The 9,168-nt window shown below is 62.6% G+C and carries 5 protein-coding genes and 2 pseudogenes; 3 read left to right on the plus strand and 4 right to left on the minus strand.

Going from position 1 to position 9,168, the window contains the following annotated elements:
• Positions 1–624 precede the first annotated feature (624 nt).
• The 4 genes and pseudogenes from ABWI03_RS33710 to ABWI03_RS33725 form a co-directional block, all read right to left on the minus strand.
• A complete protein-coding gene (locus ABWI03_RS33710) occupies positions 625–843 on the minus strand; it encodes a hypothetical protein (protein WP_128638081.1) in 219 nt (72 codons plus the stop codon).
• Positions 844–1,513: 670 nt separating this feature from the next.
• A complete protein-coding gene (locus ABWI03_RS33715; RefSeq protein WP_263284177.1) occupies positions 1,514–2,140 on the minus strand; it encodes a DsbA family protein in 627 nt (208 codons plus the stop codon).
• Positions 2,120–3,301, minus strand: a pseudogene (gene nhaA / locus ABWI03_RS33720) (Na+/H+ antiporter NhaA); the annotation flags it as partial. The pseudogene nhaA and the gene ABWI03_RS33715, both read right to left, overlap by 21 nt.
• 128 nt (positions 3,302–3,429) lie before the next feature.
• Positions 3,430–6,111, minus strand: coding sequence for an excinuclease ABC subunit UvrA (locus tag ABWI03_RS33725; protein WP_051649789.1), 2,682 nt, complete (start codon positions 6,109–6,111; stop codon positions 3,430–3,432).
• A 202-nt stretch (positions 6,112–6,313) separates the two neighbouring features.
• Here ABWI03_RS33725 and ABWI03_RS33730 point away from each other — a divergent pair, with 202 nt between their 5' ends.
• The 3 genes and pseudogenes from ABWI03_RS33730 to ABWI03_RS33740 all read left to right on the plus strand — a co-directional run.
• Positions 6,314–7,507, plus strand: coding sequence for an alcohol dehydrogenase catalytic domain-containing protein (locus ABWI03_RS33730; protein WP_003943355.1), 1,194 nt, complete (start codon positions 6,314–6,316; stop codon positions 7,505–7,507).
• Between the two features lie 210 nt (positions 7,508–7,717).
• The gene (locus tag ABWI03_RS33735; RefSeq protein WP_003943380.1) at positions 7,718–8,692 is read left to right on the plus strand and encodes a helix-turn-helix domain-containing protein; all 975 of its coding nucleotides are present in this window, start codon (positions 7,718–7,720) and stop codon (positions 8,690–8,692) included.
• Between the two features lie 184 nt (positions 8,693–8,876).
• Positions 8,877–9,077: pseudogene (locus ABWI03_RS33740) on the plus strand (SRPBCC family protein); the annotation flags it as partial.
• Positions 9,078–9,168: the final 91 nt, after the last annotated feature.

A 9,168-nucleotide genomic window follows, 5' to 3' on the forward strand; every position in this document is an offset into this window, starting at 1 on the left:
CTTCGTCACATCATCCAGTGTCGTCATCACGGCACCCTTCTCGCCGGGCATTCACCCAGCGTGTCGGGCCGAAACACCGTTTAAGAAACACTCCCGGAGCGGGCCCGTTCGGTACGTTCGGGTGTCATGACGGTTGGGCGGGCACCGTGTCGGCTTTGGCGCCGGACGGCTTCGAGGCCGGCGTGAGCGCATTCGACGATCATGTGGTGCCCACCTTTGGGCGAGAGCGGCCATGATGCGGGAGAAGAATTCACGACCCCGCCGGTGGTTGTGCCGAATCCTTCTGCGAAAGAACGGAATACGGAGCAGTGTTCGCAAAGAATGTGGACGTGCCGATGAGGCGACAAACGGATCGTCCGAGCCTGTCGAGTTCAGACCACGAGGACGACACCGCCATTCCCGCGTAGGTAGCTCAGGCGTTCGGCGAGCTGGGGTCGCTGCGTTTTCGAGCCGGATTCGCAGTCGGTGAAGATACAGATCGCTCCGGCTTGGCGGAGTGCGTACTGCTGCAGTTCGGGGTTTGTTCTAAGACACCGGTGTATCCGATGGTGCTCACAGTCTCAGTCCTTCTCCTCTGCTGCCATGTGTGGGACGGTGCGGCTATTCATGAGCTGGTGACCGATCTCAGGACTCCAAGAAGGTGCGCAACTTGGCCGAGTTCGGGTTTTGCTGTGATGCTTCGGGTTTGATCGAACTCGACCACGTGTAGGTCTGTTGAGGCATGGTGTCGTAGTGCTCGGAGAAGGCCATGGCGGCACCGCGGGGTGCCGCAGCGATCACTGCGGCACGTCGATGACTGGTTTGATCGCGAGCCGTAGGACGCCGCGAGGATAGTTCCGCCATCTAAATAGGCGAAGTTGCAGCAACCTGGACGGCGTCGACACTGAGATCACCTAGCGACCATCCGACGTCGCGGGCTGCCGGTCGGAGTCTGTTGATCGCCAGGTAATTGGGTATCCACACCGAAACGAACTATTCGAGAGGTTTTGCGGTGAAGGATGTCAGGCGAGGAATGACGGATTCCGAGCTGGTCGAGGAAGCTGCCCGGCTCGCTGAGCAGAAGGATCGGACTCGATGCGACGAAATCCGGTTGGCACTCGTTCAGGACGAGCTCGAGTCCCGGCGCCACGCATTCCGACGAGCACGGAACGGCGAGGAGACATCAACGATGAACTTTCTGCTGATCTGGTCGCGTGTGTCTTCCGGGCTCATGCCGGAGGATGTGCGTGTCTGCGGTCCGAGACAACGCTCCGTGCCGGCCCGGTGGGCACTGCCGATGAATCCCCGTCGTTGATGTTGGATTTGGAGCTGTTCGTCGGCCCGCCCTTCGCTGCCGCATTCCGTGCGGCAGTCCACTGGCTCGTCTTCGTCGGCGTTCTCTGACCACGTGCGGCAGGTGACGGTTTGGGGAAGACGGCTGATTCGCGCGATCAGCGTCTCGATCACATCGGGAATCCGAGCGAAGTCGTCGGGCGTTGAGGACGGTGCCGTTGAGGGCGATACTCTCCGGCGTCTACTGCAGGGACGTGCGAGCGCCTCGGCGGCTGTGCTCGAGTTCTTTGGTGAGGGTGCGCGCGTCATAGCTTCCGATTATTCGGCAGCCTTCGACGAAAAAGGTCGGTGTTTCTCGGGCACCACTGGACTGGGCGCTGGAAATGTCACGTTGTACGCGCTCGGCGACCGCGTCGCTGTCGAGGTCCGCGACGAACTGGTCGACGTCGAGTCCTATCTCGGCTGCATAGCCGATGAGATCGGTTCGCGCGAGCGCGTTCTGGCGGGTGAACACGAAGTCCAGCCATTCCCAGAACATGTGCTGCCGTGCGGCGGCCTCTGCTGCATGTGCGGCAACCAGTGCGTGCGGATGGATGTCCACCAGCGGTAGGTGACGGACCACGTAGCGCAGATCGTCGCCGAAGTGGACGTGCAGGTCGTCCCATCCTCCGGTGGCATGTGCGCAGAATCCACATTCGAAGTCGACGAACTCTACAAGGGTCAGCTGGGCGTCTTCGGGTCCACGAATGTGGTCGATCTCGGGATCTACGGGAGGTTCCAGCACGATGGGGAGATCGGCTTCGGCCTCACCCAGCTTGGTCGCTGCCACGCGGAAGATCACCGCACCCAGTACTGCAGCCAGCACCATGGCGACGAGCACGCCGACGGTCGCCTGCCCGGCCAGTTCGGGAGATGTGCCGAAAGCCAAACCTATGATCAGCAGCGATACGGTGAATCCCATCCCCGATAGCGCAGATCCGCCCATCACACTGCCCATGCCGACCCCCTGCGGTAATCGGCCCGCTCCGAGTCGGACAGCGATGTATGTGGCTGCTCCGATGCCGAGGAGCTTGCCGAGAACCAGGCCAAGCACAACTCCCCAGGTCACACGGGCACTGAACGCTTCGACGAGCAGTCCGCCACGCAGGTCGACGCCGGCGTTGGCGAGAGCGAAGATCGGTACCACGATCAGCGCGGTGGGTACCCGGAGGTATTCGTGTATCCGCTCGTTGACGGCTGTGCCTTTGGCCAGTCCACGTGACACTGCACGACCTGATGCGGCGCTCGGAGACTGCCAGAAGTCACGAAACAGTTCTGGAGCCGCCTCCACCTTGTGCCGCTGTGTCGGGTACGCGGGAATCAGAAGGCCGGCGACCATTCCGGCAAGCGAGGGATGAACACCCGACTCGATCGTGCTGAACCACAGCACGATCACCACGAGAATGTATGGCGCGGCTCGCCACTGTCGCGCCCGCCCGAGTAGCCACAATGCTGTCAGGCATGCCAGGGAAACGAGCAGTGGAATCAGGCGAATGTTTTCGCTGTATACGAATCCGATGATGGACACCGCGAGGAAGTCGTCGACCACCGTGACGGTAAGGAGAAACACTCGCAGTTGGCCTGATCGTGCGGGCCCGAGGAGCGCCAAGGCCCCGAGCATGAAGGCGGTATCGGTGCCGACGACCACCCCCCAACCCTGCAGGCTGTCTCCGCTGCCGACGATCACGGCGTAGATGACGGCGGGTAGACACACCCCCGCGACTCCGGCGATCACGGCGATACGAGTGCGGGTTCGATCACGTAATGACCCGTGGGCGAACTCTTGGCGTACCTCGAGCCCGATCAGAAAGAAGAAGACGACCGTCAACCCGTCGTTGATCCAATGGTGAAGGCTCATGTGCAACGCCACCGGGCCGAGTTCGAATCCGGCGCCTTGATGCCAGAGGTCGAAGTACGCGTCCGAAGCCGGCGAATTTGCCCACAGCAGGGCGGTCACGGTTACCACCAGCAGCAGCACCGCGGAGCCGGACTCACGCCGGAGAGAGGCCGGAGAGAGTTGGAGAGCTGATTACGCAGGCCTTGGGGTTTCGGTGCCTGTCGTGCCATCGCTAGTTGATCCTTATCGCCGTTCAGTCCAGGCGGTGGTGCGCGGTCAGGTCAGTGTTGTGTGGTGCCGGCGCCTGTGTTTTCCAGCGCCGCTCGTAGATAGGGGGCAGTCGCACTGTCGGCAGTGGCAGCTACCTGCTCGGGGGAACCGGTGGCGACGATACGTCCGCCGTCGGCGCCCGCTCCCGGTCCGAGGTCGATGACGTGGTCGGCCTGGGCGACGACGCGCATGTCGAGTTCGACCATGACGACGGTGTTGTCGGCGTCGACGAGCCCCTGCGCGTGAGCGAGCAGTCTGTCGCTGTCGGACGGGTGGAGCCCAGCAGTGGGCTCGTCGAGGATGTAGAGCGTGTCGCCGCGTTGAGCACGCTGGAGTTCGGATGCCAGCTTGACACGCTGAGCTTCGCCGCCGGACAGCTCGGTGGCGGGTTGTCCGAGTCGCAGGTAACCCAACCCGACCTCGCGTAGGACGGTGAGCGAGCGAAGAACGTCGTTCTCACTGGTGAAGAAGGCGTGGGCTTCGTCGATGCTCATCGCGAGAACGTCGGCGATGTTGCGGTCCCGCCAGGTGATTTCGAGTGTGCTCTGCGTGTAACGAGTGCCGTTGCAGTCCGGGCACGGACTGTAGACGCTGGGCAGGAAAAGCAGCTCGACCATCACGAAGCCTTCACCTTCGCAGGTCGGACAGCGGCCACCGGCGACATTGAAGGAGAACCGCCCCGGTTTGTAGTTCCGTTTCTTGGCCGCAGGTGTTGCGGCGAACAGCTTGCGGATGTGGTCGAACATGCCGGTGTAGGTTGCAACATTGGATCGGGGTGTGCGCCCGATAGGGCGCTGATCGATGGCGACCACCCGACGGAGCCCTCCCAAGGTGCCCTCGATGCGGCCGCGGACCGCGCCCTGATCTCCGGTGAGCAGCAGATCGGTGTCGTCGCGCGGTTCGACGTTGGCATCGGGCGCGGCGGGCCGGCCCAGTTCAGCGTTGATCAACGCTGGTAGAGCCTGGCTGACGAGGCTCGATTTCCCCGAACCGGAGACTCCGGTGACCGCGGTCAAGACCCCGAGAGGGAAAGACACGGTGAGGTCGCGGAGACTGTTGCGCTCGACGCCTTCGACGCGAAGCCACCCGCGGGGGGTACGCCGCTGGCGGCGCACCTGCTCCGACGTGTCGAAGAGATAGCGTGCGGTGACCGAGTCCGGTACGTCGGCCAGCCCGGCGGGTGTTCCACTGTAGAGCACGCGTCCACCGTTCTCGCCGGCACCGGGACCGATATCGACCAGCCAGTCCGCTTCTCGGATGACGGGTAGGGAGTGCTCGACGACGAGGACGCTGTTTCCTCGCTCACGAAGTCCGTGCAGAATTCTCAGCAGCGCCGTCAAGTCGCCGGGGTGCAGTCCCGCCGAAGGTTCGTCGAGGATGTAGGCGACGCCGAACAGCTTCGAGGACAGCTGCGTCGCCAGGCGCAGTCGTTGCAGCTCTCCGCCGGAGAGTGTGGGCGTCGTCCGGTCCAGTGACAGATATCCCAGCCCGAGGTCGATGATGGGTTGGATTCTTTCGAGGAGGTCGTCGAGCAGGCGCCGCGCCGCCACCTGTTTTTCCGCTGACACGTTCGGGGTGCGTCGCACGTCGGGAGCGGCGGTGTGCGCCGATCCTCCCGATGCGACACGTCGTCGCGTGGCCTCGGCTCGTCGGGTTTCGTCGAGAGCTTCTCCTGCCGCCTCGGGTAGCCAGTCGCTGGACACAACAGTGCGCGCGATCTCTGCCAGTCGTGCCAGGGGCAAGGACGCGAACTCGGCGATATCCAGGCCCTCGAAGGTGACCGAGAGCGCCTCCGCCTTGACCCGCTTGCCCTGGCACATCGGGCATACCTCGCTGGTGACGAACTCAGAGACCCGCTTCTTGACGATCGAGCTCTTGGTGTTCGCGAAGGTATCGAGCACGAACCGCCGGGCGCCGACGAAATTGCCCTCGTAACTGGGTTCGGTTCCGGCTTTGATCGCTCGCCGAGTCTGTGCCGGGGTAAATCCCGAGTACACAGGAACGGTGGGGCGGTCCTCGGTGAACAGGATCCAGTCGCGATGTTTCTTCGGCAGCTTCTTCCACGGAGAGTCGACGTCGTATCCCAGTGACACCAGGATGTCGCGAAGGTTGCCACCCGGCCAGCCCGGCGGCCACGAAGCGATCGCGCGCTCCCGGATGCTGAGTGTGGGATCGGGGACCATCTTGTCGACATCGACCTCGTAGACGCGCCCGATGCCATGGCAGGTCGGACATGCGCCCTGCACGGTGTTCGGCGAGAAGTCCTCCGCGTAGAGCATCGGTTGGTCATCTGGGTAAGACCCGGCACGGGAATAGAGCATCCGCACGAGACTGCCCAATGTCGTCACGCTGGCGACATTCGATCGAGCATTACCGATGCCTCGGTGCTGCTGCAGTGCAACCGCCGGTGGCAGTCCCTCGACGACGTCGACATCGGGTACACCGACCTGGTCGATCAGCCGACGGGCATACGGTGCCACCGACTCCAGATAGCGCCGCTGCGATTCCGCGAACAGTGTCCCGAACGCCAGCGAGGATTTCCCCGAGCCGGACACACCGGTGAACACCACCAGACGGTCTCGAGGAACATCGAGATCGACGTCGGCAAGATTGTTCTGCCGAGCTCCCCGCACCACGACACCCTGCCTCCAGCGATCATCGGCCTCGGCGAGATGTTCGGAACGGTTTGTCATGCCGGTGACCATAACGAAGGAAGGGAGCCTTGCGGCAGACCCCACAGCACTCCTGGCACACATCGTCACTCAGTTGACACGCAAGGTCACTGACACGTATCGCCACGTGCGCATACGTTCGAAAGGTCCCCCGGTGGCCACGCCACCACAACCGGGTCCCGAATCGCAGCGTGCAGGGATCCCCCAGGTTAGGAGCGACAGCATGGCAGACAGCAACCGCGCAGTGGTGTTCGAGAGCCCCGGCACCATGAAGGTCGAGAAACTCGACTTCCCCAAGCTGGAGATGCCGAACGGACGAAAAGCGCCCCACGGCGTCATCCTGAAAATCGTCGCTACCAACATTTGCGGCAGCGACCTGCACATTTACCGAGGGTCCTTCCCCGTCCCCCAGGGTATGGTCATGGGCCACGAGATGACCGGAGAGATCATCGAGGTCGGCTCCGACGTGGAGTTCCTCAAAGAAGGCGATCTCGTCTCGGTCCCCTTCAACGTCGCCTGTGGACGATGCCGCAACTGTAAAGCTCGCCGCACAGATGTCTGTGAAACCGTCAATCCTGCAGTCTCCTGCGGCGCATACGGTTTCAATCTCGGCGACTGGGTGGGCGGACAAGCCGAATACCTGTTCGTCCCGTACGCGGACTTCCAACTCCTCCGTTTCCCGGACAAGGACCAGGCCATGGACAAGATCCTCGATCTTGCCCTGCTCTCGGACATCCTTCCCACCGCCTTTCACGGACTCATCGAGGCAGGGGCCAAACCAGGTTCAACGGTGTACATCGCCGGCGCCGGGCCGGTCGGACGCTGCGGCGCAGCAGCAGCACGCCTTCTCGGCGCATCCTGCATCATCGTCGGCGACTACTATCAGGACCGACTCGACCTGGTCAAGAACAACGGCTGCGAGACCATCGACCTGAGCCAGGACATCCCCTTGCCCGACCAGATCGAGGCCATCCTCGGTGAGCGCGAAGTCGATTGTGGCGTCGACTATGTCGGCTCCGAAGCACACGGCATCGGCTCGGAGTCCAATCAGCCTCAGCCGGCAGGTGCCATCAACGACGTCCTCGAAGCCACCCGTGCCGGCGGCGCCACCGGCGTCATCGGCGTCTACGGCCCCGACCCTCTGGCACCGACAAAGGCCGAACAGGAAGGCATCTTCCCGCTCGAATTCGGCAAGGCCTGGATCAAGTCACCGCGCCTGTCCGCGGGGCAGGCACCGATCATGCATTACAACCGCGAGTTGATGATGTCGATCCTGTGGGACCGCATGCCGTATCTGAGCGCAATGCTCAACACCAAGGTCATCGGCCTCGACGAAGCACCCGCCGCCTACGAGACCTTCGATCAGGGGTCATCGAGCAAGTTCATCATCGACCCACACGGAATGATTCCAGCCTGAGCACGATCCAGCACGGAAAGCTCATGGTCTCAGCACAATACAGCACGGAATGCTCACGGCCTGAGCGTTTTGCAGCACGCGTAGATTTCCGGCCCTGTGATCGCCCCCCGACTGGCGGACACAGGGCCGGCTCGCTCTCTCCCCGACCCGCAGGACTTTCCCGCGCGGCTCAGTAAACTCAGTGGTATCCGAAAGGCAGGTGATCCGGCCATGGCTGATGCAGACGAGCCCTCATTGCCACACTTCGAAACGTTGTCGACCTCGCGGGCGCCGGACGACGGTGTCATCGACTACTGGCGAGAGGCCCGGCGCCATGCCTACGTCGACGTCAGCACCGACCCCGCCGACCCCGACTTCTACGGCGATGTCCGTCTCGGCCGATACACGAACTTCACTCTGTCCACGAAACGAGCCACCGCCGAGCAGACACACCGCAATCGCAGCCGAATCGCCCAAGGGCGGGAACAGGACGAGTATCTGTTCGCCACATTCCAGACGCGCGGAAGTTGCGTCATCGAACAGGCCGGACACACTGCAGTAGTCCCGCCAGGATCCATGGTCATCTACGACAGTTCCCTGCCCTTCGCTTTCCGAGCCGATGCACCCTACGAACAGGTCATCGTCAAGGTGCCCGCCGATCGAGCCTTCGCGCTCGCCGGCATCGACCGGACCACGGACATCCTGGCCACGACCATGAGCTGTGCAGGAGCGATGTCCGCCGTCGCAGCCTTTTTCACCCAACTGGCCCAACACCAAGACAGCGATCCCCACGGCGCCGCACAGCTCGAGACTCACGCCTCTTCACTGGCCACATCACTACTGAGTCTCGTCACACCGGTTCGCTCTGCCGCCGAAATACCCGCCTTCCTACGACGAGATCAGGTTCTGGCCTACATCCATGCCCACCTTGCAGACCCCGACCTCGACGCCGAACGCATCGCCACCGCGATGCGACTCTCCCGCCGCAGCCTCTACCGCCTGTTCCAGGGAACCGACCACACAGTCATGGGATATCTCCGCGCAGCGCGCATCCAGTCCGCCCAGCACCTACTACGAAAATACCCTTCCCGGCCCGTCTCCCTCATCGCTCGACAAACAGGATTCTCCGACCCCCGCACCTTCTACCGAGCGTTCCGCGACACCACCGGCATGACACCCAACGAACACCGAGAACGCCTCGATTGACAACGCACTGCACATATCCGCTCTACAGCTCAACGAGGCCGCCGGACGGGTCAACAACGACCGGCTCGGGCGAATCATGGCCCGCATACGACAGGTGGCCAGAAACCTGACCCCAATTGCGAGTCTGAAAACGAAACGCTTCGAACCTCATCATCTGAACACGGGCCGTCCCGACCTGCACTTCATGTCCGGAGTACGGGAAATTCGACAAACCGACGATGTGCACACACAGTGGATCCTCGAAATAGCCGGACAAACACGAGAATTCGACGCCACCATCACCGAACAGCACCCGGACGAACGCATCGCGTGGAAATCGGACGCAGGGTCTATCTCTTTAACGGTGTTTCGGCGGATTTCCATCAGTAAGTTTCCGATCCCGGCCAACGATCGGCGAACGTGATCGCAAACGCGTTCAGAGCGGGCTTCCACCTCGTTATCCATCGTGCCTGGCCCTTGCCTGTCGGGTCGAGCGA

This window comes from Rhodococcus baikonurensis (assembly GCF_040489275.1).
Taxonomy (GTDB): Bacteria; Actinomycetota; Actinomycetes; order Mycobacteriales; family Mycobacteriaceae; genus Rhodococcus_F; species Rhodococcus_F baikonurensis.